At 50.3% G+C, this 20,807-nt stretch carries 21 protein-coding genes and 1 tRNA gene; 6 read left to right on the forward strand and 16 right to left on the reverse strand.

Annotation, left to right across the window (positions count from 1 at the left end):
* Positions 1-32 precede the first annotated feature (32 nt).
* Positions 33-2,561 carry a glucans biosynthesis glucosyltransferase MdoH gene (gene mdoH / locus FDW98_RS15325; protein WP_096757584.1) on the reverse strand — a complete coding sequence of 843 codons (2,529 nt, stop codon included), beginning with the start codon at positions 2,559-2,561 and terminating at the stop codon, positions 33-35.
* Complete coding sequence (gene mdoG, locus FDW98_RS15330) at positions 2,554-4,089, reverse strand: glucans biosynthesis protein MdoG (RefSeq protein ID WP_096759435.1); 1,536 nt, start codon at positions 4,087-4,089, stop codon at positions 2,554-2,556. The genes mdoH and mdoG overlap by 8 nt, the downstream gene beginning before the upstream one ends.
* Before the next feature lie 271 nt (positions 4,090-4,360).
* On the opposite strand from mdoG, the gene mdoC reads away from it, so the two are divergent.
* Positions 4,361-5,521 (forward strand): glucans biosynthesis protein MdoC, encoded by a 1,161-nt coding sequence (gene mdoC / locus FDW98_RS15335; RefSeq protein WP_096757585.1) that lies wholly within the window; start codon positions 4,361-4,363, stop codon positions 5,519-5,521.
* A 15-nt stretch (positions 5,522-5,536) separates the two neighbouring features.
* Here the strand turns inward: mdoC and FDW98_RS15340 are convergent, their stop codons facing one another.
* The 6 genes from FDW98_RS15340 to csgB form a co-directional block, all read right to left on the reverse strand.
* Positions 5,537-7,024: a phospholipase D family protein gene (locus tag FDW98_RS15340; protein ID WP_096757586.1), complete on the reverse strand. Its 1,488-nt coding sequence runs from the start codon at positions 7,022-7,024 to the stop codon at positions 5,537-5,539.
* A complete protein-coding gene (gene ymdB, locus FDW98_RS15345; RefSeq protein ID WP_096757587.1) occupies positions 6,960-7,502 on the reverse strand; it encodes an O-acetyl-ADP-ribose deacetylase in 543 nt (180 codons plus the stop codon). The genes FDW98_RS15340 and ymdB overlap by 65 nt, the downstream gene beginning before the upstream one ends.
* A 100-nt stretch (positions 7,503-7,602) precedes the next feature.
* A complete protein-coding gene (locus FDW98_RS15350; protein WP_096757588.1) occupies positions 7,603-7,923 on the reverse strand; it encodes a type 1 fimbrial protein in 321 nt (106 codons plus the stop codon).
* Between the two features lie 150 nt (positions 7,924-8,073).
* Positions 8,074-8,406, reverse strand: a complete 333-nt coding sequence (gene csgC / locus FDW98_RS15355; RefSeq protein ID WP_096757589.1) for a curli assembly chaperone CsgC — start codon at positions 8,404-8,406, stop codon at positions 8,074-8,076.
* A gap of 60 nt (positions 8,407-8,466) precedes the next feature.
* On the reverse strand, positions 8,467-8,922 hold the full coding sequence (gene csgA, locus FDW98_RS15360) for a curli major subunit CsgA (protein ID WP_096757590.1): 456 nt from the start codon (positions 8,920-8,922) through the stop codon (positions 8,467-8,469).
* 40 nt (positions 8,923-8,962) lie between these two features.
* Complete coding sequence (gene csgB, locus FDW98_RS15365; RefSeq protein WP_096757591.1) at positions 8,963-9,418, reverse strand: curli minor subunit CsgB; 456 nt, start codon at positions 9,416-9,418, stop codon at positions 8,963-8,965.
* Positions 9,419-10,181: 763 nt separating this feature from the next.
* Between csgB and csgD the strand changes: the two genes are divergently transcribed.
* From csgD to csgG, 4 genes are read left to right on the forward strand one after another with little or no spacing between them, the layout of a single operon-like run.
* A complete protein-coding gene (csgD, locus tag FDW98_RS15370) occupies positions 10,182-10,832 on the forward strand; it encodes a biofilm master transcriptional regulator CsgD (protein WP_096757592.1) in 651 nt (216 codons plus the stop codon).
* A gap of 4 nt (positions 10,833-10,836) precedes the next feature.
* The gene (gene csgE / locus FDW98_RS15375) at positions 10,837-11,229 is read left to right on the forward strand and encodes a curli production assembly/transport protein CsgE (RefSeq protein WP_096757593.1); all 393 of its coding nucleotides are present in this window, start codon (positions 10,837-10,839) and stop codon (positions 11,227-11,229) included.
* A 25-nt stretch (positions 11,230-11,254) separates the two neighbouring features.
* Positions 11,255-11,668, forward strand: coding sequence for a curli production assembly/transport protein CsgF (csgF, locus tag FDW98_RS15380; RefSeq protein WP_096757594.1), 414 nt, complete (start codon positions 11,255-11,257; stop codon positions 11,666-11,668).
* Positions 11,669-11,693: 25 nt separating this feature from the next.
* Positions 11,694-12,527, forward strand: coding sequence for a curli production assembly/transport protein CsgG (gene csgG / locus FDW98_RS15385; RefSeq protein ID WP_096757595.1), 834 nt, complete (start codon positions 11,694-11,696; stop codon positions 12,525-12,527).
* Positions 12,528-12,579: 52 nt separating this feature from the next.
* Here csgG and FDW98_RS15390 read toward each other — a convergent pair whose 3' ends face one another.
* The 4 genes from FDW98_RS15390 to ghrA all read right to left on the reverse strand — a co-directional run bounded on the left by FDW98_RS15390 (position 12,580) and on the right by ghrA (position 15,538).
* Positions 12,580-13,062 carry a DUF1097 domain-containing protein gene (locus FDW98_RS15390; RefSeq protein ID WP_137398877.1) on the reverse strand — a complete coding sequence of 161 codons (483 nt, stop codon included), beginning with the start codon at positions 13,060-13,062 and terminating at the stop codon, positions 12,580-12,582.
* Positions 13,063-13,163: 101 nt separating this feature from the next.
* Positions 13,164-13,718: a molecular chaperone gene (locus FDW98_RS15395; RefSeq protein ID WP_096757597.1), complete on the reverse strand. Its 555-nt coding sequence runs from the start codon at positions 13,716-13,718 to the stop codon at positions 13,164-13,166.
* Between the two features lie 24 nt (positions 13,719-13,742).
* Complete coding sequence (locus tag FDW98_RS15400) at positions 13,743-14,480, reverse strand: phosphatase (protein WP_096757598.1); 738 nt, start codon at positions 14,478-14,480, stop codon at positions 13,743-13,745.
* 119 nt (positions 14,481-14,599) lie between these two features.
* A complete protein-coding gene (ghrA, locus tag FDW98_RS15405; protein ID WP_096757599.1) occupies positions 14,600-15,538 on the reverse strand; it encodes a glyoxylate/hydroxypyruvate reductase GhrA in 939 nt (312 codons plus the stop codon).
* Between the two features lie 232 nt (positions 15,539-15,770).
* On the opposite strand from ghrA, the gene FDW98_RS15410 reads away from it, so the two are divergent.
* Positions 15,771-15,858: transfer RNA gene (locus FDW98_RS15410), tRNA-Ser, on the forward strand.
* 235 nt (positions 15,859-16,093) lie between these two features.
* Here FDW98_RS15410 and phoH read toward each other — a convergent pair.
* The 4 genes from phoH to efeU form a co-directional block, all read right to left on the reverse strand.
* Positions 16,094-16,882: a phosphate starvation-inducible protein PhoH gene (gene phoH, locus FDW98_RS15415; RefSeq protein WP_168246965.1), complete on the reverse strand. Its 789-nt coding sequence runs from the start codon at positions 16,880-16,882 to the stop codon at positions 16,094-16,096.
* A 531-nt stretch (positions 16,883-17,413) separates the two neighbouring features.
* Positions 17,414-18,697, reverse strand: a complete 1,284-nt coding sequence (efeB, locus tag FDW98_RS15420) for an iron uptake transporter deferrochelatase/peroxidase subunit (protein ID WP_096757600.1) — start codon at positions 18,695-18,697, stop codon at positions 17,414-17,416.
* Positions 18,698-18,702: 5 nt separating this feature from the next.
* Positions 18,703-19,830 carry an iron uptake system protein EfeO gene (gene efeO / locus FDW98_RS15425; protein WP_096757601.1) on the reverse strand — a complete coding sequence of 376 codons (1,128 nt, stop codon included), beginning with the start codon at positions 19,828-19,830 and terminating at the stop codon, positions 18,703-18,705.
* 58 nt (positions 19,831-19,888) lie between these two features.
* Positions 19,889-20,722 carry an iron uptake transporter permease EfeU gene (gene efeU, locus FDW98_RS15430; RefSeq protein ID WP_096757602.1) on the reverse strand — a complete coding sequence of 278 codons (834 nt, stop codon included), beginning with the start codon at positions 20,720-20,722 and terminating at the stop codon, positions 19,889-19,891.
* Positions 20,723-20,807 lie beyond the last annotated feature (85 nt).

Here is a 20,807-nt window from a genome sequence, read left to right on the forward strand (position 1 = left end):
CACCAGGCCGGTATTTTCACATTTCAGGCGTTCTATTTCTTCCTGAGTGCCCGCGGGTTCAGGGTTATCCCCTGATAATAATTAACCCACGACGAATACTTATCCGGCGAGCTCCAGAGGCGATAATGTAAACGCGCCATGGTCACCGGATCGCTCAACAGCACAAGGCGGCGATCGCGATTCAGTTTCTCAGGTGTATCGTTCAGCGCCTGCTCGACATGACGGTCACGGGCAATCTCCAGCACGTTACTGGCGCGGTGACGCGCGGTCGCCATCGCCGTAGCCAGTGCGTTAAATGACGGGTTAAACACCGCGTGCATAAAACCGTCATCCAGCGAGCGATTGCGGTTCATCACCAGGTAGTTATCCGTATCCACCAGCACCTGCGGAGGAGAATACTCTTCCGGGATCAGGAACAGCTTCCAGCGCTTGGTACGTAACCCTATCGTTGAACGGCTGGAAATCACCGACACAAACGGCGACAGGATCAGGGAGAAGACTATCGGTGCCAGCCAGAACAGGAAGCGCAGATCCAGCCAGGCCATACCGACCGCCCAGACCAGACCCAGCAGCAGCTGGGAGCCGTGACGCATAAACGCTTCACCCCACGGAGTGGAGTCATCATCACGCTGCGGCGAGTTCCAGACGACTTCCCAACCGAGGAAAGCACTGACCACGAAGACGGTATGGAACAGCATACGCACCGGCGCCAGCAGCACGGAGAACAGCACCTCCAGCAGCAGCGACAGCGTCACGCGGACAAAACCGCCGTACTCTTTCGTCCCTTTGCACCAGATGAGCAAAATACTCAGCAGCTTCGGCAGGAACAGCAGCACCATGGTTGAGGCAAACAGCGCAATCGCCAGTTCAGGACGCCACTGCGGCCACACCGGGAACAGCTGACGCGGCTGCAGGAAATATTGCGGCTCCGTCAGCGCATGCACCACCTGCAATGCGGTTGAAAGCGCGAGGAACATAAACCACAGCGGGGCAGACAGATAAGACATCACGCCCGTCAGGAACACCGCACGGTGAACCGGATGCATCCCTTTGACCAGGAACAGACGGAAGTTCATCAGGTTGCCGTGACACCAACGACGGTCACGCTTCAGCTCATCAAGCAGGTTTGGCGGCAGCTCTTCATAAGAACCCGGCAGATCGTAGGCAATCCACACCCCCCAGCCTGCACGACGCATTAACGCCGCTTCCACGAAGTCATGGGAGAGGATCGAACCCGCAAACGAGCCTTCACCCGGTAGCGGTGCGAGCGCACAATGCTCAATAAACGGCTTCACGCGAATAATCGCGTTGTGACCCCAGTAGTGCGACTCCCCGAGCTGCCAAAAGTGAAGCCCGGCGGTAAACAGCGGCCCATACACGCGCGTAGCAAACTGCTGGCAGCGCGCATACAGCGTGTCCATACCGGACGCTTTTGGCGACGACTGAATAATACCGGCATTCGGGTTCGCTTCCATCAGACGCACCAGACCGGTCAGGCAATCGCCGCTCATCACCGAGTCAGCGTCCAGGACGACCATGTAGCTGTACTGATTCCCCCAGCGACGGCAGAAGTCATCAATGTTGCCGCTTTTACGCTTCACACGACGACGACGACGGCGGTAGAAAATCTGTCCTTCGCCCTGCACTTCAGCGATCAGCTCCATCCAGGCTTTTTGTTCCGCCACGCAGATATCAGGGTTGTAGCTGTCGCTCAGGATGTAGACATCGAAATGCGCAGCATTACCCGTGGCTTTCACCGATTCCCATGTGGCGCGCAGCCCCGCGAATACGCGGTCAACGTCCTCGTTACAGATAGGCATGATAAGCGCAGTGCGGTGCTCAGGGTTTAAAGCTTCATCCCCCACCGTTGACGCGGAAATACTGTACTTATCGCGGCCAATCAGCAGTTGCAAGAACCCCATCAGCGCAGTCCAGAACCCTGCCGAGACCCAGCAGAACAATACCGCAAACAGAATCAGGATACCGGTCTGGAGCACATAGGGCAGCAATTGCATAAAGGAGACCCACAGGTCCTGCCCCATCATGTCTGCCGGATTAATGAACGCCCAGCCCTGGTACGGAAGAATAGTCTTCATATACCAGGTCGCCACGACCGTTTGCGCCAACGTTAAGATAAGCAGCGTATAGCGGCGAATCGTCCCGACGGTACGCCATTTCTGTTCACTTTCTTGTTCTTCTTTCGTCAAACGAGAAAGATAACGCGGCGTAACATCGCGTCCACGCAGACGATCCCAAAAACGACCTACCGGGTTGGTACGCCAGGGATCGGGAAACATAGATGTACGCGTAGCCTTCGGCATAGCCTTCAGCTGGTCGCGTCCTTCATCGTCTTTGATTAACTGCTCTTTGGCCAGAGAATCTGGCCAGGCTTGCTCTAGGCGAGCTTTAACAGACCCCTGCGGTGAATCGTCTTCGCGCGAGTAAGTACGATGCTCGGCATCCAGCGCCTGATGAAGGGCGCGGATGTCAGTTTTCGGCAGTGCCGCTTTCTCGATATCCGAAAGCGGCATTGCGTCAATATACTCAGTTGTCTTATTCATTGGCAGGTAACTGGTAGCTCCAGGTTTCACTCAACGGCTGATCGGCATTGACCAACGCAGCACGCATTTCAGTGGTTTTCTTCGCATCTTTCACTTTCACGCGCAGCATCAGACGCCAACCCTTAGTGACCGGGTTATAACGCACCGTACTCTCAACGATTTCACCGTTATCACCAATGCTGGTTTGCGCGGTGACCGGGGTATCCTGCGGCAGTTTTTTCATATCTGCGCCGGCAAAATCCACGATAAATGCAATCGTGCCGTCAGGCTGACGAATGAGGTTCGATTGTTTGACATCACCGGTAGAACGACGCGTCTGCTGTACCCAGGCATTATCCGGCGCATGAAGTTTGTCTTCATCGCGGGTAAAGGTCAGCGTGTACTTGAAGTTCATCTCTTTGCCTGCTTCAGGCAGTTGGTCCGGCGTCCAGTAAGCGACGATGTTGTCGTTGGTTTCATCGTTGGTTGGGATTTCAACTAACTCAAGTTTCCCCTTGCCCCAGTCACCTTTCGGCGTTACCCAGGCACTCGGACGCAGGTCGTAGCGGTCGTCGATATCTTCAAAACGCGAGAACTGGCGGCCACGTTGCAGCAGACCAAATCCCTGCGGGTTTTCCATCGCAAAACTACTCACCGCGAGGTGTTTCGGGTTATTCAGCGGACGCCAAATCCACTCGCCGTTGCCTGCATGGATAGACAAACCGTTAGAGTCGTGCAGCTCCGGACGATAGTTGGTCGCCGGAGACGGTTGGTTCGGCCCGAACAGGAACATACTGGTCAGCGGCGCAACGCCCAGTTTGCCTACTTTGTCGCGCAGGTAAACTTTGGACTGAACGTCCACCACCGTGTCACGGCCTGGCATAATCACAAAACGATAGGCCCCGGTGGCGCGTGGGGAGTCCAGCAATGCATAGATGGTTAAACGTTTGTCAGTCGGTTTTGGACGCTCGATCCAAAACTCGCGAAAGCGGGGAAATTCTTCACCGGAAGGCAGTGCGGTATCAATAGCGAGGCCGCGTGCAGAAAGGCCATAAACCTGACCGGCTCCCAGGACGCGGAAATAGCTGGCACCGAGCATGCTGACGATTTCATCGTTTTTATCTTTGCTGTTGATCGGGTACAGCACCTTGAACCCGGCGAAACCGAGATCTTTTACCGTGTCTTTATCATGCTGAACATCGCCGAAATTAAAATAATCCGGGTTGTATTTGATTCTCTTTACCGCTGTGGCGGTAACTTCGTTGATCTTGACCGGCGTGTCGAAGTACATACCCTGGTGGTAGAACTCGAGCTTAAATGGGGTCTTGAGATTGCTCCAGTAGGCTTTATCGTGATTGAACTGGATCTGCTGATAATCCGCATACTTCATGTCGCGGAAAACGGAGGGCAAGTTACTTTTAGGCGCCTCATAGCCTTTATCGGCTAAGGATTGAGCTTGCTTTGCCACATCATCAATACTGAATGCCCAGCTCGAAGATGTGTACAGCGTTAACATGACTGCTGCACCCAACCAACGCATTTTCATCATTTGTAGTTTATGTTTCATAATTAGTAAGCACTTCCCCCTTTGTGTGCTTATATTGATCCGATCCATTTTAATGGATAATCGGGTATTCCGACAACTGAATCCCTGTATTGTTCGCGCGCTGGCTCATGGTTTAATCAGGTTCATCTGCCTGTTTTCACTTTGCGTGCTTATCCTGGAGACAGGTTGTTGGACTTCGTGTAGGGTTGCCCTCGAATGTAACCATTATTCGTCTTAGGGATAAGACGAAAAGTCTGAGAATACGTAACTGTTTATGAGCTCTGTATCCCCTCCGCGTGAATATTTTCTTGACTCCATCCGCGCCTGGCTGATGTTGTTGGGGATCCCATTCCATATCTCATTGATCTATTCCACACACACCTGGCACGTGAACAGTGCAGAACCGTCGTGGTGGCTATCCTTGTTTAACGACTTCATCCATGCGTTTCGCATGCAGGTGTTTTTTGTTATTTCGGGTTATTTTTCCTACATGTTGTTTTTACGCTATCCATTAAAACGCTGGTGGAAAGTGCGTGTTGAGCGCGTGGGGATCCCGATGTTGACCGCGATTCCCTTGCTCACCCTGCCGCAATTTATCATGCTGCAATATGTAAAAGGGAAAGCAGAGAGTTGGCACACGCTCAGCGGGTACGATAAATATAACGCCCTTGCCTGGGAGCTCATTTCTCATCTGTGGTTTTTGCTGGTCCTTGTGGTGTTAACGACCGTGAGCATGTGGGTATTTACCCAAATTAAGAAGCGTCAGGAAAGCCAGCAGGGAACGCCAACTGCCCCAGCGTCAATGGTAAAGTTAACGCTAATTTTTGCCTTGCTTGGTGTGGGCTACGCCGTCGTCAGACGAACCATTTTTATTCTCTACCCTTCGTTTCTCAGCGACGGCATGTTTAATTTTGTCGTCATGCAAACGCTGTTTTATGTGCCTTTCTTTATGCTCGGCGCGCTGGCATTCATTAATCCCAATCTGAAGGCGCTGTTCACCACCCCCTCGCGTGGTTGCACTCTCGGTGCAGGAGCGGCTTTTGTGGCGTACCTGCTCAACCAACGATACGGCAACGGCGACGCCTGGATGTATGAAACTGAATACGTGGTAACCATGGTTCTGGGGCTGTTGATGGTTAACGTGGTCTTTTCGCTCGGCTATCGTTTATTGAATTTTCAGTCAGCGCGCGTAACCTATTTTGTCAATGCATCGCTGTTTATTTATCTGGTGCATCATCCGTTAACGCTGTTTTTCGGCGCCTATATCACACCGCACATCTCATCCAATCTGCTGGGCTTTCTCTGTGGACTGCTGTTTGTGGTCGGGATCGCGGTGATACTGTACGAAATTCATCTCCGGATCCCGGTACTGAAGTTTTTGTTTTCAGGAAAACCGCCGGTTAAGCAGGACAAAAACAAGGCCGTCACCGGTTAGCTTGCGTTATGTCGTTCAGAGCAACCATTCAATCGGTAATATCGAGGCCAGCTTCACCAATACCCGCTTCCAGAATCCGGTGGCGGGTTCTTTCTTCAGCACCAGCTCATGGCCCTGCTGGCGGTCAACCCAGTTAATCCGTCCCCAGCGATCGAGACGCAATTGCCAGGCGACATCATGCTGACTCTGCATAAAACGGTTATGAATCAGTGCAGCCAGGCTTTCGCTTTCAATCACAAATCCCATTTCCGTGTTGAGCAATGTGGAGCGCGGATCAAAATTAAGCGAGCCGATAAACACCTTACGCCCGTCAATACTGAAAGTTTTAGCGTGCAAACTGGAACCCGAGTTACCGGTTAAGCCACGATCGTGTACAGCCGTGGCGCGATCGCGTGTCGGTTTAAGCTCATATAATTCCACACCATAGCGCAGCAGTTTTTTTCGCCAGCGCGCGTAGCCGGCATGAACAATTGCCACATCATTCGCCGCCAGCGAATTGGTTAGAATGGCAATTTTGACCCCTTTTCTCACCAAACGCAGCAGTTGGGCCACGCCCGCCCGGGTAGGCACAAAATAGGCGGAAATAATATCAATACGCTCGCCAGGTGAGCCCATAATATCGAACAAGCGCTGAGGTAATAGCGAATGGCGCGGAGCCTTCCCCTCACCTTTTAGCGGGTCGTCGCTGAGCAGGCGTGTTTTGGCCCAAATCAGCGGCAACGCCCCCCGATCGAGACTGGCCATAAACTGGCTGGTTTCCAGCTTATTCAGGTAACGGCGAGTTATATCATCGTTATACCAGGACTCCGGCAGGTCAATACGCTGGGTAGGTTCAGGCTCTGACAGTGAGAGCACTTTTTTGAGTGTTGAAACGGACTGACACTGCCAGTAACGTTCAAAATCATCCGCAACCTCGGTCACCACCGGCCCAACGGCCATTACATCCAAATCAGAAAATAACGGCTGTTCGCCTGCGCCAAAATAGGCGTCACCGATATTGCGCCCGCCAACCAACGTGACCACCCCGTCGGCGGTATAACTTTTATTGTGCATGCGGCGGTTAAGGCGGGCAAAATCGGTTAAATAGCCCACCGCTCGCAAGATGCGAAAAGAGAAAGGATTAAACAGGCGGACTTCGATATTCGGATGGTTATCCAGTAATTGCAGCGTATCATCCAGACCCGGCGTGTTGTTGTCGTCCAGCAACAAACGGACCCGCACGCCACGTTTCGCTGCGGCCAGCAGTACCGAAAACAATAGCAGCCCGGACATGTCGTTCTCCCAGATGTAATACTGCACATCCAGGGAGCGTTCCGCCATTTCAGTGAGTCGATAGCGAGCGGCGAACGCATCCAGACTGTCATCCAGCGCAAGGATGCCGCATTGTTCAGGATGGCTGGCGCAAAGCGGAGTAATTGCACGCTCGAGCCGCGTCATATCAGGCTGGGTTAACATCGCCTTGCTGGGTGAGTAATCTGTTATAAAGTTGGGCCGTTTCGTCATCAAAACACACGAAGTAAATCTGCTCAGGTAGCGCCCGGCGGGTCGTGAATCTCAACACCGTGTTGACGGCGATTTCCGCTGCTGCTGCGCGCGGATAACCATACACTCCCGTGCTAATCGCCGGAAAAGCAATGGATTGATAGCCATTGGCTAAGGCCAGTTGCAGCGTGTTCAAATAGGCCTCTTCGAGACGTTCAGCTTCATGATGATCGCCCCCCTGCCACACAGGCCCCACGGTATGAATAACCGCTTTCGCAGGAAGATTGCCAGCCAGAGTGATGACCGCATGACCCGTTGGACATTCTCCCTGCTGTTGGATAACCTGTTTACAGGCCTCCAACAATGCCGGTCCGGCAGCGCGATGAATTGCCCCATCCACGCCACCGCCTCCCAATAGGGACGAATTGGCAGCATTGACGATCACATCAACAGCCATCGTCGTAATGTCGCCCTGTACCACATGAACACGCGATTGCATAAACTTCCCCTGACAAAACACCTTCTCTTCAGTGTACAGCAGGGTTTTCCAGGAAATCTCACTTTTTAACGAAACGGCTGCATATCTACGCCAGAACGACTTATTTATATTCAATGTTAAGAATAGCGAGGGTTTTCTGCTCATTGAGGTAGTGCATGTTAGCGCTCGCAATTTGCTTAACATTCTGCGGCACCAGAGTGACCTGTTGCGCATTAAAACGGCTACTTTGCATCTTGCCGTCGCGTATACATGACATTTCTATCTGTTGTTGCTGGGTGCTAACTTCACAAGGCGGTTCCACTATTTCACCGCGAAAATGAATAATCCCATCCGCTGAGATTTGTTGAGCACTTACGGATACTGTAAAAAGAGAAAAAACACCAATGCCAATACTCAGAATTCTGTTCGCTAAAGTACACATAAAGGTTCCTCAATGATTAGTCCTCTTGAGGGATCGGTATGATCCTTCACCGCTGCGATTAACGACCCGCTAAAAACATCTTCACGTTTCTATATTCATAGAACAGCAATGCGCTCCCAGCCACACCCGATCTGCAAATACTTCAGTCCCTCAAGAATGACCGGATGAGTCTGTCCATTGTTGTGAGAGATGCAGCGATTGCCCATCCGAAACGGTGACAATAATTTTTACTGAGTCCTCAGCGGAAATATTAAAGCTCAGCTTAGTTAAATCAATCGGCCGATTAGCAGGGACCGAAAGGCTTGTTTTCTGCTGCGTTTGGCTTTGCCCCCCCTTCCCTTCACGTATCGCGAAGACTTGTACCTGACATTCACAGGGTTGCGTTAACGTTACCTGAGGAATAATGGTGTACATTTCGCCTTGCTGGGTTGTATTAAAGGTGATTTGATTTGACAGCGCGGCAATAAGTAATAGCGTATGCATACTATTCTCCCGAAAAAAAACAGGGCTTTCGCCCTGTTTATTCTCAGTCAGCAGACTGAATTAATGTTGGTTAGCCGTGACGTTGTTGCCAAAACCAACCTGACGAACCAGAACGTTGGAGTCAGACGCAGTCTGATTAACCACCGCACCGTTGCGACCACCGTATTGAGTCACGTTAATGTCCGCACGTTTAGCATTCCACTGATTGATGTCAGCGCTGTTGCTGAAGCCTGACTGTTTCAGACTAATGGTACTGTCATCAGCACCTTGTCCGACGGTTGCCCCGTTACCACGCCCATGCTGGGTGATGGTCACATCGGATTTACGTGCATCACTTTGCAGCGCATTCGCAATGTTGCCAGAACCATACTGGTAAATACTCATTGATGATTCTGGACCAAAATTATTACCACCACCATGGTGATTGCCATTGCCGCTCCATTGCGGAACAACACCAGCCAGAGCACTGCCAGAAACTACGATTGCTGCGAATGCTGCCACTTTTAAAAGTTTCATGGTAAACCCCCATCGGATTGATTTAAAAGTCGTTCATGGATTAGCGTTGAGTCACGCGAATGGCCATTTGCGACTGTCTCTGCACCACAACTGCTGTTTTTTGTGTACCGTACTGGGTAATATTTGCTTTATTACCCGAACCTTTCTGGATAATAACGGCCGTATTACCGTAAGAACCTTGTTTTATACTCGCATCATTGGAACTACCCGCCTGATCTATATATGCAAGATTATATGATCCTGCCTGATCTATTTTCGCTCGGTTACTTGAACCATCCTGCGAAATGACCGACAATAGCTTCGAGCCCGACTGGCGTGTATTGGCACTGTTCCCAGTGCCTACTTGACCAATAATGGCTGCCTGATTAAATGAAGACTTACTTAATTCATTTACCGCAAAGTTATATTCTGCATTAGCCATGTCATAACTTGTTGCGGACACAATTCCAGGCACACCCAGCATTGTAAACATCATAAATAACAACTTGTTTTTCATGTTGTCACCCTGGACCTGGTCGTACATGAAGTTGAATTATTTACCACTCAAGTTTTGTTGTTAACATGACTTAAACTTGTTAATGCCACGTTACGATGAAGAGTATGTCCGTTGAAACATTTTAAATAACTCACCCGCGAGTGGTATTTTTATATTCAGATTCACCCCAAAGTACTAATTAACAGCCAATAACGCTGTTATCTGTATACATTTTATTTTGGCTTTAGCGTGAGATGTGCATTTCTATGCAGAAGCATAAAAAACCAATCTTCAGCGACTTCAGGCCCTCGCAGCGCGAGGTGTTGATAGGCCTTGGCGCAAGTCGTGACAAACATCATTTTTTTCTGTCGAAAATTACCCAACGTAAAGTGAGACAAAAAATTCAGAATTCATTAGAAAGCTAAAACGAAAGAACTATAAATAAACATCTTATTTATCATGTAATTAATATAATTTGTATGATTTTTTAAATCTATGCAATAACAGTAAAGTGTACAACTTTCCTATCAAATCTAAACTCAATAAAAACCTTAAAATCACATTTTAATATATAAATTTACATTCTGTAACAAGTTTAACACTTGCTTTAAGATTTGTAATAGCTAGATTGAAATCAGTTGAAGTCCATTTGTTTTAATATTTTCACCCCCTTGGGTCGATATTTTATTTCTACACAGCAGTGCCGCATCTGTCAGTACTTCTGGTGCCTCTATTTTAGTAGAGGCAGCTGTCAGGTGTGCGACTATAAAAGTGGAGTTTCATCATGTTTAATGAAGTCCATAGTATTCATGGTCATACATTATTGTTGATCACTAAACCGTCCCTGCAGGCAACTGCATTATTACAACATTTAAAGCAATCGCTGGCGCTCACCGGAAAACTGCATAATATTCAACGTTCTCTGGACGATATTTCCTCCAGCTGCATTGTTTTACTGGATATGATGGAGGCAGATAAAAAGCTGATCCATTACTGGCAAGATAACTTAAGTAGAAAAAACAACAGTATAAAGACGTTATTGTTGAATACACCCGATGATTATCCGTACCGGGATATTGAAAACTGGCCGCATATCAATGGTGTATTTTACGTAGCAGAAGATGAACAGCGTGTGGTGGCCGGGTTACAAGGCGTTTTACGCGGTGAATGCTACTTCTCGCAAAAGCTCGCCAGCTACCTGATCACACATTCTGGAAACTATCGTTATAACAGTACAGAGTCGACACTACTCACACATCGTGAAAAAGAGATCCTTAATAAACTGCGTATCGGCGCCTCAAATATTGAAATCGCACGCTCACTGTTTATCAGTGAAAATACGGTAAAAACGCATCTTTATAATCTTTTCAAAAAGATAGCTGTGAAGAACCGTACGCAGGCGGTCTCGTGGGCCAATGATAACCTCAGGCGATAATGCCATGAAACGCTATTTGAACTGGATTGTGGCAGCAAATTTATTCCTTGCTGTCGGGAATCTACACGCCGCTGTAGAAGTGGAGGTTCCCGGACTGTTAACCGACCACACTGTCTCTTCAATCGGCCATGATTTTTATCGTGCGTTTAGCGACAAGTGGGAAAGTGAGTACGCAGGAAACTTAACCATCAATGAAAGGCCCAGTGCACGTTGGGGAAGTTGGATCACCATAACGATCAATCAGGACGTTATCTTCCAGACTTTTTTATTCCCGACGAAAAGAGACTTCGACAAAATAGTCGTCTTCGCTCTGGCTGAAACAGAAGATGCATTAAATCGTCGGCAAATAGATCAAACACTATTAAGCACAAGCGATTTAGCGCGTGATGAATTCTAAAACATGATTTTGTCCGGAGGCTTTCATGCGTGTCAAACATGCAGTGGTTTTGCTCATGCTAATTTCACCATTAAGTTGGGCCGGAAACATGACGTTCCAGTTCCGCAATCCAAACTTTGGTGGCAACCCAAATAACGGCGCTTTTTTGCTGAACAGTGCGCAGGCGCAAAACTCGTATAAAGATCCAAGTGGTGACGATTTCGGTTTTGAAACCCCATCGGCCCTGGACAACTTTACCCAGGCCATCCAGTCACAAATTCTCGGCGGTCTGCTTACCAATATTAATACCGGTAAGCCGGGCAGGATGGTAACCAATGATTTTATCATTGATATCGCCAACCGAGATGGACAGCTGCAACTCAATGTCACAGACAGGAAAACGGGCAAAACATCGACGATAGAAGTGTCGGGTTTACAAACACAGTCAGCCGATTTCTAAGCTATAGCTACGAAAGGAAAAAATCATGCAGCGCTTACTTATTTTGGTTGCAATATTCTTACTCAGCGGATGCTTAACAGCCCCGCCACAAGAAGCCGCTAAACCGACATTAATGCCGCGTGCCCAAAGCTATAAAGACTTGACGCACCTGCCAATGCCTACGGGCAAGATTTTTGTCTCGGTTTACAACATTCAGGATGAAACGGGTCAATTTAAGCCTTACCCGGCAAGTAACTTCTCAACGGCTGTCCCGCAAAGTGCCACGGCGATGCTGGTCACCGCATTGAAGGATTCTCGCTGGTTTGTACCGCTGGAGCGTCAGGGATTACAGAACTTGCTTAACGAACGAAAAATTATTCGTGCTGCGCAAGAAAACGGTACCGTTGCTGTAAATAACCGTATTCCGCTTCAGTCACTGACCGCCGCAAACGTAATGGTGGAAGGGTCTATCATCGGTTATGAAAGCAACGTTAAGTCTGGTGGGGTTGGCGCGCGTTATTTCGGTATTGGCGCAGACACGCAATACCAGCTTGATCAGATTGCGGTCAACCTGCGTGTGGTCAACGTCAGCACGGGTGAAATCCTTTCTTCGGTGAACACCAGCAAAACCATTCTCTCCTATGAAGTCCAGGCTGGGGTATTCCGCTTCATTGATTACCAACGTCTGCTGGAAGGTGAAATCGGTTATACCTCTAACGAACCCGTTATGCTGTGCCTGATGTCAGCCATTGAAACTGGGGTTATTTTCCTGATTAACGACGGGATTGATCGCGGATTATGGGACTTGCAGGATAAGAAACAGGTCGATAACGATATTCTGGTTAAATACCGTCATTTGTCGGTACCGCCGGAATCCTGATACTGAATATGAAAAGACAACGACAAGCGTGAGGGTAACCTCACGCTTTTTATTATTTACTGGTCAACGAAGGTGATTCTCGGTTTTCACGGCGGGACGCCAGCCACAGTCCGCTGTTCTTCATTGCATAGCCAAACACCAGTCCCACTGCTAACGAAGGCAGAACCAGACGCCAGTCCCCCTGCCCTGCAAATGTTGCACATGCACCAATAAACGTACCCGGCACAAATGAAAGCAACCATTGCTTAGCCTGAATGCACATGAAGAAGGCAACAATCCCCGTGATGACATAGCCGATGATGTCCATATGCGGGGCAAGCGCACTACCGTTAATAATCACCAGCGCCCACACCACACCGCTTAACAGCGTACACGCTGAGATCCACAGCCCTTTTAGCCCACCTTGTGGACAGGCAAAATAGGCCGTACAGCCTAAAAAACCCGCCCAACTGAGTAAACCAAGAGAAACGGCCACCCATCCCCAGATACCGGAGAGAATGCCCGTTGTGATTGCAATAGAAAGAAGTATGTTCATGCCGCGCATCTTAGCAGAAAAACGGCATGATAATGAGATCGTGCACACAATTTATGCAAGCTGATAAATTGCGTTGCAGAATAAAGTGACTTAAATCACATTTACTCTTCTGTATCTTCCTGCAACTCGTCCCACATCGCGCCAATCGCATCGCGCGTCAGCGGCGCCATGGTACGCCAGAATGGGGAACTGGCATGCGCTTCCACTTTGCCAAGGAACGCGTCACACCACGGGAGCAGATAGTCAACGAATAACGTTTCCAGCGCTTCACTTTCATCTTCAGCAGACTGATCTTCAAGCCATGACGCAGCCAGCAGCAATGTGCCGATATGATCAGCAGGAGTATCCGACAGCGGCATGCCGCGCGCAGAAAGGAATGCGCGAACATCGGATTCCTTAGCACCTTCAACCCAGGCGCTGCGATAAGGTGGCACCGCACACTCTTCACCGACAAACAGCGCGTTATAATCTGCAGCCACCTGCGGCATATCACAGCTTTTCTGTAAGCGAGCCAGCAGTTCATCCTGCTCCAGTGGCCAACTTGCTGACAGTTTACCCTCACCGATCACGGTAAAAAGAGGAACCAGTAACGGGTCCTGCGGTTGGCGGTAAAACAGCGATCCCAGGACGCGACACAGGATAGAAAACTCGTTCATTGTTGTATTCCAGTTAGTTCACAATTAAAGTTCAGCAAATTCCGCGATAGGCTCCATGCCGCGCGATTCCAGAAACGCCAGCAGGCGTTTTGGCGATACGTTTAAAATTCTGTCCTCCGGGAAGTTCACTTCCTCCAGGATTTTACGGCATTCACCAAATTCCCCCAGCGTGAAGGCGGTATGGGAATCCGATCCTAACGCCACCCATCCACCGGCATCACGTACCGCTGCGGCGACTGCGCGACAGTTGTCTTCACTGCCCTTACGTGAATGCAGGAATGAGGAGTTATTGATTTCCAGTGCTACCTGGTATTTCGCTGCCGCCTGTGCGACGGCGGTAAAGTCTAACTCATACTTTGGATTTCCTGGATGACTGATAATGTGCACATTACCACTCGCCATTGTGGCAATCATCGCCTGGGTATGCGTGTCTTTATCAACAGGTGCGAAAACCGGCTCATGGAAGCCTGCAATGACTAAATCCAGGGAAGTAAACATCGGACCGGAGCAGTCGATCTCGCCGTCAATATTTTTAATATTCGCTTCAATACCGCGGAGAATTCCCACCCCGTCCACCAACCTTGGCCAAATGCGCATATTAATAAAATGCCAGTGATGCGGGGCATCTGCCATGTCCGGCCCGTGATCGGTGATCGCAAACAGCTTGATACCTTTGCGTTTGGCTTCGGCGATGTAATCACTCAGGGTACTGTAGGCGTGGGTGCTGGCGACGGTATGCATATGCAGGTCAACGGGATACATAATTCTCTCCTGTAGTCATTTTTCGTCAAGGATAGCAGGTATCTCCACCATTAATACCCTAAATAATTAGAGCTGTAGGACGGTGTTTAGACGAAACCCGGCGGCTGGCCGGGTTGTTATCAATATCCCCTAACGCGATCGACTTGACCCGTTACGGCTTTCCCACTCTCAAGGTTTAAAATGGTACGTGAGATATAGTCTACGGCCTCTGCAGGACGCGTCACGGCGGCAATATGCGGCGTCATCGCCACGCGCGGATGTTTCCATAGAGGGTTATTTTCCGGTAGCGGCTCGCTGCTGTAGACGTCCAGCATCGCGCCCTTCAATTTTCCGGTATTCAGCGCAGCCAGCAGATCGTCTTCCTTCAGATGAACCCCGCGTGCCAGGTTAAGCACGTACGCCCCATCCTGCAATTGATTCAGCAGCCCGGTGTTAATAATACCTACCGTTTCTGCCGTATTTGGCAGAAGATTAATCAGCACCCGCGTTTGGCTCAGGAACGCCGCCAGCTCTGCGGTACCGGCAAAGCTTTCCACACCGGGCCAGGACTTACGCGTCCGACTCCAGCAACGCAGCGGGAAGCCCCATGCTTGCAGGCTCTCAGCCACTTTAGCCCCTAATACCCCTGCCCCCATAATCCCGACAGTAAACTCTTCGCGGGTATACTCTTGCAGCGGTTGCCATTTCGCCTGACTTTTTAGCGCCTGATAGTCATCAAAGCGTCGAAACCAGTGCAGCACCTGACTCACCGCATATTCCTGCATTTGCAGACCCATACCGGTATCTTCCAGACGGAAAAGCGGGATTGACGCATCCAGCATTTCAGGGTGGGCTTTTAGCTTGCTGAGGATAGAGTCCACGCCGGCGCCCAACGCGAAAACAGCTTTTAACTTGCGACCTGCCAGCATATCAACCGGTGGATGCCAGACGAGGGCGTAGTCAGCATGCGCATTATCACCCCGCTTCCATTCACGGACATTTGCGCCTGGGATTGCCTTAGCCAATGCCTTCAGCCACCAGGCCGTATCGAATGTCGGGTGATAGAAAAGTATTTCCATATTAACTCCTGAGCAGTGTTATGCGGAACTTTCTCGCACTTATCATCATTTTCCAAGGAATATCAGAATAGCAAATTTTAGGATGCTGGCAAAAAAAGCAATTCTTGCTTATTTACGCCCCATGTTGCTTGAAGTTTGTGTAAATGCACGTTTTTTTTAAAAAGTAGATTGACGTCGGGGCGGTGTTTCCCCTACATTAGCGCCCGTTCCGCTAACGCAGGAACAACAATACGGTGAGGTGTCCGAGTGGCTGAAGGAGCACGCCTGGAAAGTGTGTATACGGCAACGTATCGAGGGTTCGAACCCCTCTCTCACCGCCATATTTGAAGAAGAGCTCGTACGCAAGTACGGGCTTTTTTTTCGTCTAAATTTACCGGATGCGGTGCCGGCACCTAATCCGGTCTACCACGCATATCCCCGTAGGCCGGATAAGCGAAGCGCCATCAGGCATCCTGCAAAGAAGCGTGTCTGTGTTTTTTATATGCATATAAACGATTATCCCTGCTTATAAAAAAACAAAGCCCGGTTCCCCGGGCCTTGAAGACGCAGAACCTATCAGCTGTAAGCGTTAAGCGTCCGCTGACAAAGCGCCGAGCGAACGCAATCATCTTTATTGAAACGAACGATTCCAATCATGTCATCTTCTTCGAAGCGGGCCAGCGCATCGTTTAGCCCGGATCGAACATGCGCCGGTAAATCGCACTGGGTAATATCCCCGTTCACAATTACCGTCACATTCTCCCCGAGGCGCGTCAAAAACATCTTCATCTGCGCTGCCGTCACATTCTGAGCCTCGTCGAGAATGACAACAGCATTTTCAAATGTCCGACCACGCATATACGCGAACGGCGCGATTTCCACCTTTCCAATCTCAGGTCGCAGGCAATATTGCATAAAAGAGGCACCCAGACGTTTTACCAGCACGTCATACACCGGGCGAAAATAAGGAGCAAACTTCTCGGAAACATCCCCAGGTAAGAAGCCGAGATCTTCATCAGCTTGCAGAACTGGACGGGTGACAATGATCCGGTCCACATCTTTGTGGATCAGAGCCTCTGCTGCTTTTGCCGCGCTGATCCAGGTTTTACCACACCCGGCTTCACCGGTGGCGAAGATCAGCTGTTTACTCTCAATAGCATTCAGGTAGTGCGCCTGAGCCTCATTTCGCGCCGTGATAGGTGTGGCGTCGCGACTGTCACGCGCCATACCAATCGCTTCTACGCCGCCCATCTGCACAAGCGAGGTGACCGATTCATCTTCACGTTGTTTATGACTACGCGAATCCCGTCTCAGCACACGTTTTGCTTCACGACGAGCTTTGATCACTGCTTTTTGTCTTCCCATGGATAGCACCTTGAGTTGTAGGTATACATCACACGCGCCATCTTCGGCACGATTATGCGCACGAACATCTGAGGGTTGGCTTCCTTGTAAGCCATTGCTTGCCTACGAATAAGACACCACACACGGCTACGCGCACCGTATAAGGCGTCAGTAACAAGGATAAGATGTGGGAGAGAGAGGAATTTAGCGGTGACGAGATGGCTACCGGAAGAGAAACGTCCGCGTAAGGTGGTGATAATGTAAGAAACCTGTCCAATACAGGACGTTACCATTCGCGATCTCCATAGTGAATGACTATCACTGCCGGGAACTACCGCTGTTACATATAAGTACAACAGAATTTATTCTCAATGCAACAATATTTTTACTTATTGTTAACTAAATTCCATCTTATCGTTGGCAACAGTCTCTTACAGAGAGATGACAGAATTATTTCACTGCAGCACGTATCACGAAAATTAATTATTTCGTTCATCGCTGTATCAGGTCAGCATGTGAGGAATTGCCCCGCACAGGCGCGGGGCACGGGAATCAGGCTTGTAGCAGAGATTGTCCGAGGTAGTGGTCCGGTGTTTTTACGCCCGGTAAAGCAAAGAAGTAACCGCCGCCAATCGGCTTAACGTACTCCTCCAACGCTTCACCATTCAGGCGTTTCTGTACAGCCAAAAAACCTTTCTGCAGATCGTGTTGATAGCAAACGAACAGCAGCCCCATATCCAGCTGTCCAGATTGCGTCACACCGAGCGAATAGCTGTAGCCACGACGCATCATCAGGCTGGATTCGGTCTCTTTGGTCCGCGGGTTCGCCAGCCGGATATGGCTGTCGAGCGCAATCACCTCTCCTTCAGGGTCATTGGCATAGTCCGGTACATCATGCTCATGCTGCATTCCCAGCGGAGCGCCGGTCTGTTTATCGCGCCCAAAAATGGTCTGCTGCTCTTTAAGCGGCGTGCGATCCCAGAACTCCACGCGAAACTGAATAAGTCTCACCGCCTGATAGCTGCCCCCTACCGCCCATGCAGGCTCGCCCTGATCGGCCGTGACCCACACCACGTTTTGCATCAGCTTTTCATCGGTACCATCCGGGTTCGCGGTCCCGTCTTTAAAACCGAGTAAATTTACCGGGGTTTCTTTGCCTTTACTGCGTGCAGCATGATCGGAGATAAATCCCTCTCGCTTCCAGCGCACGCTGAGCAGATCCGGCGTGTGCTTGATGATATCGCGCAACGCGTGGATAACGGTGTCCTGCGTGTTGGCGCAAATCTGTAACAGCAGATCCCCGTGGCACAGCGCCGCATCCAGCGAATCATTCGGGAAGCGCGTCATTTTTTGCAGCGTTTTTGGCATTTGTGCTTTCAGGCCATAGCGCTCATCAAACAGTGAATGGCCGACCGACAGCGTCATCGTCAGGTTGTCCGGGGCAATGTAAGCCCCCAGTATGCCGGAGTCCATTGGCGGCAAGCGCGGATTCGGCGTTTCTGGTGCCGGGCCGCCGGTGGTCAGGAACGCAAAGCGATGGGTCAGTAAACGGAACAGACGTTCAAGATCTGCTTTGTCGCTGGCGAGGACATCAAATGCCACCAGCATCATCGAGGCCTGCTGCGGCGTCAGGATCCCCGCCTGATGCGGTCCATAAAAGGGCTGTACATCATCGCGCGCATTGGGTGACAGAGTGCCTGGCGCACTGTGCGGTTTTTGCGCATGCGCAACCGGACAGCCGCCCGCCAGTGCCAGCGCGCCGCCCAATGCTCCCATGCCCTTTAACAGACGTCGGCGTGAGGGTTCACTCACGCCGTTTTCATTATCTTGTTGCATGATGCTTAATCCAGACCCAGTACGCCGCGTAATTGCGACAAATCTTCTGCCAGCGTCGTAATCGGTCCTTTCAGCGCGTTGCGGTCAGCATCGGTCAGTTTGTCGTAAGTTTCAAACCCTTCTTTGGTGCGATACTTGCTCAGGATGCTATCGACTTTTTTGAAGTTCGCATCCACTTTTGCCAGCAGTTCAGCATTGGATTTTTGCAGTTGAGGACGCAGGAGATCGACAATTTTCTGCGCGCCATCGACGTTGGCCTGGAAATCCCACAGGTCGGTGTGGCTGTAGCGATCTTCTTCGCCGCTAATTTTACTGGCGGCCACTTCTTCAATCAGACCCGCCGCTCCGCCAACCACTTTAGACGGTGGGAAGGCCAGTTCACTGATGCGCGTTTGCAGGTCGATAACATCGGTGTTCAACTGGTCGGCGTATTTATCCATCCCCTTGGTGGTATTGTCGCCAAACAGCGCTTTTTCCAGACGGTGGAAGCCGGTGAATTTAGGATCGGCGGCCTTTTGCTCGTAATCATCTTCACGTGCATCGATGCTGCCATCGAGGTCAGAGAACAGCTCGGCAATCGGTTCAATACGTTCATAATGCTGGCGCGTCGGCGCATACAGGGATTTAGCTTTCTCGATATCCCCGGCTTTAATGGCATCTGTAAACGCTTTGGTCCCCGCCACCAGCTGTGCGGTTTCTGCGGTTACATAGGCTTTGTATTCGGTAATTGCACCGCTCAGGCTCAGCAGGGCGTCACTCTGTGCCGCATCTGCCGTTGCGCTGCCCTTGACGATCAGCTTCCCTTTCGGGTTCGTCAGCAGGCCGCAGGTCATATCATATTCGCCAGGTTGCAGGTTGGCGGTCATTTTCTGGCTAAATCCCGGCGCAATATTTTCACGCTCTTCCACCACCATCACGCCTTTGAGGATTTCCCACTCCAGCGCTTTCTGACTGTGGTTCTGAATAATGAACTGGGTTTTTCCGGCATTAACCGTGATTGTCATCGGTTCACACTGTTTGTCGTTAACCGTGACATTGACCTTGGGAATATCTGCGGCGTGTGAGGCAAAAGCAGAAGTAAACAGAGCAGCCATACCCAGCTGCAGCGCACTACGGCGAAAGTTAATCGTCATGACCTATCCCTATAAATAAGTATGTTGTAACTAAATGATATTCTGCGTCGCGTTGTTATCAGGGTGCAGTACGAGACGCCGTAGAGCCTGAACGAGGCGGTAATGCAAACATAATCAGCGCCGGGATCAGGTAGATAAACCAGACGGCAACCTCACTGACACTTGGCGCTTCCTGGTAACCAAAAATCCCTTCCATCAGCGTGCCAAACAGCGAGTGCGTAGACAGCACGCTGCTCAAATCAAATGCCACATCCTGGAAATGATTCCATAACCCGGCTTCGTGAAACGCGCGAATGGCTCCGGCGGCAAGACCTGCGGCCACCAGCAAAATGAACAAGCTGGTCCATTTGAAGAAGGCCCCGAGATTCAGTCTGATCCCGCCGAGATATATCAGGTAGCCCAGAACGACGGCTGTTGCCAGTCCCAGCATCGCCCCAACCGGTGGCCAGATACCCACATCCTGCTGAAAGGCCGCCAGCAGAAAGAAAACCGACTCCAGGCCTTCACGAGCGACGGCAAAAAAGACCATCATCACCAGCGCCCATCCGTGATGATTGCCACGCTGTAACGCGTTATCGACCGCCTGCTCCAGTTGAACTTTGACGTTGCGCGAAACTTTACGCATCCAGAAGACCATCCAGGTGAGGATCACCACGGCAATCACTGCCACGATCCCTTCAAACAGCTCCTGCTCTTTTTGCGGAAATTCACCGGTGGTTTCATTGATGAAAATCCCCAGCGCCAGGCATAGTGCCGCCGCCAGCAGAACACCAATCCACATCACGCCAATCCAGCGACCACGCTGAGTCCGTTTCAGGTAACTGGCTATCAGGCTGACAATCAGCGCGGCCTCTAAGCCTTCGCGCAACATAATCAGAAATGGAACAAACATGCGAAGTACCCTTAAACGTTATTCTCAGTCAACTCGTGAAAAGAAAAGTAAATTACAGTGATAGTGATTATCATTACAGAAAAGA

Source organism: Citrobacter sp. wls711 (assembly GCF_005281055.1).
GTDB classification, from domain to species: Bacteria; Pseudomonadota; Gammaproteobacteria; order Enterobacterales; family Enterobacteriaceae; genus Citrobacter; species Citrobacter gillenii.

Bases quoted from the DNA above. Each gene is read 5' to 3' on its own strand.
- mdoH (WP_096757584.1), bottom strand. From the start codon at position 2,561: ATGAATAAGACAACTGAGTATATTGACGCAATGCCGCTTTCGGATATC.
- mdoG (WP_096759435.1), bottom strand. From the start codon at position 4,089: ATGATGAAAATGCGTTGGTTGGGTGCAGCAGTCATGTTAACGCTGTAC.
- mdoC (WP_096757585.1), top strand. From the start codon at position 4,361: ATGAGCTCTGTATCCCCTCCGCGTGAATATTTTCTTGACTCCATCCGC.
- FDW98_RS15340 (WP_096757586.1), bottom strand. From the start codon at position 7,024: ATGACGAAACGGCCCAACTTTATAACAGATTACTCACCCAGCAAGGCG.
- ymdB (WP_096757587.1), bottom strand. From the start codon at position 7,502: ATGCAATCGCGTGTTCATGTGGTACAGGGCGACATTACGACGATGGCT.
- FDW98_RS15350 (WP_096757588.1), bottom strand. From the start codon at position 7,923: ATGTGTACTTTAGCGAACAGAATTCTGAGTATTGGCATTGGTGTTTTT.
- csgC (WP_096757589.1), bottom strand. From the start codon at position 8,406: ATGCATACGCTATTACTTATTGCCGCGCTGTCAAATCAAATCACCTTT.
- csgA (WP_096757590.1), bottom strand. From the start codon at position 8,922: ATGAAACTTTTAAAAGTGGCAGCATTCGCAGCAATCGTAGTTTCTGGC.
- csgB (WP_096757591.1), bottom strand. From the start codon at position 9,418: ATGAAAAACAAGTTGTTATTTATGATGTTTACAATGCTGGGTGTGCCT.
- csgD (WP_096757592.1), top strand. From the start codon at position 10,182: ATGTTTAATGAAGTCCATAGTATTCATGGTCATACATTATTGTTGATC.
- csgE (WP_096757593.1), top strand. From the start codon at position 10,837: ATGAAACGCTATTTGAACTGGATTGTGGCAGCAAATTTATTCCTTGCT.
- csgF (WP_096757594.1), top strand. From the start codon at position 11,255: ATGCGTGTCAAACATGCAGTGGTTTTGCTCATGCTAATTTCACCATTA.
- csgG (WP_096757595.1), top strand. From the start codon at position 11,694: ATGCAGCGCTTACTTATTTTGGTTGCAATATTCTTACTCAGCGGATGC.
- FDW98_RS15390 (WP_137398877.1), bottom strand. From the start codon at position 13,062: ATGAACATACTTCTTTCTATTGCAATCACAACGGGCATTCTCTCCGGT.
- FDW98_RS15395 (WP_096757597.1), bottom strand. From the start codon at position 13,718: ATGAACGAGTTTTCTATCCTGTGTCGCGTCCTGGGATCGCTGTTTTAC.
- FDW98_RS15400 (WP_096757598.1), bottom strand. From the start codon at position 14,480: ATGTATCCCGTTGACCTGCATATGCATACCGTCGCCAGCACCCACGCC.
- ghrA (WP_096757599.1), bottom strand. From the start codon at position 15,538: ATGGAAATACTTTTCTATCACCCGACATTCGATACGGCCTGGTGGCTG.
- phoH (WP_168246965.1), bottom strand. From the start codon at position 16,882: ATGGGAAGACAAAAAGCAGTGATCAAAGCTCGTCGTGAAGCAAAACGT.
- efeB (WP_096757600.1), bottom strand. From the start codon at position 18,697: ATGCAACAAGATAATGAAAACGGCGTGAGTGAACCCTCACGCCGACGT.
- efeO (WP_096757601.1), bottom strand. From the start codon at position 19,830: ATGACGATTAACTTTCGCCGTAGTGCGCTGCAGCTGGGTATGGCTGCT.
- efeU (WP_096757602.1), bottom strand. From the start codon at position 20,722: ATGTTTGTTCCATTTCTGATTATGTTGCGCGAAGGCTTAGAGGCCGCG.